Raw genomic sequence first — 632 nt, forward strand, 5'->3', positions numbered from 1 at the left:
CACTTTCTGCTTGTAAAAATATACCCTCACCGCTTATTTCAGAATCCTCTTTATATAACCTAGATATATCCTCTCTAGTAGTCTCAGATACACTTATGGTTATATCGGAATTCCTTATGCTTTGTTTTACAATAATACGATAATAGAACTTCCCAATAAGATTTTTTAATTTAGTATTGAAAAAATTGGGCACTAGTTCAAACATAAGATCATGCACTGTTATTACAGACCTGACATTTTTTAAAGGGTATGCTAGACCAGAATAATGAAAACTAATCACCCATGAATAATTAGTTTTCTTAAGCCATAACGGAAACATCAGCCAATGGCCTATGTTGAATGGCTTTAGGCTGGTAACAATCTGTTTACAGATTATTTTATCGCTTTTTTTGTTTACTAACGCATGGATTTTATCCATTCCATATTTATCAATGTAATATTCCAACATTTTTTCTGAATACCGCGAAATTCCAGTTGGACGATCACTGATTAACCTACAATCAAGGAGTATATTCATTAGTTACTTTCTACTATTAATTAGCATCATAAATTTTTTTGAATTTTCAATCGGATCGAAAATCTGATTAAATTTTCTTTGTACCACTGGAAGTAAATCTTCAAATACCTGTGGT

The 632-nt window shown here is 31.2% G+C and carries 1 protein-coding gene; it reads right to left on the bottom strand.

Going from position 1 to position 632, the window contains the following annotated elements; all coding sequences use genetic code 11:
- Window positions 1–517 (bottom strand): glycosyltransferase (locus tag IPZ49_RS22725; protein WP_193762887.1); only part of this gene is annotated, 517 nt, incomplete at its 3' end.
- Window positions 518–632 lie beyond the last annotated feature (115 nt).

Source organism: Enterobacter cloacae complex sp. S2 (assembly GCF_015159675.1).
In the GTDB taxonomy this organism is placed as follows: domain Bacteria; phylum Pseudomonadota; class Gammaproteobacteria; order Enterobacterales; family Enterobacteriaceae; genus Enterobacter; species Enterobacter intestinihominis.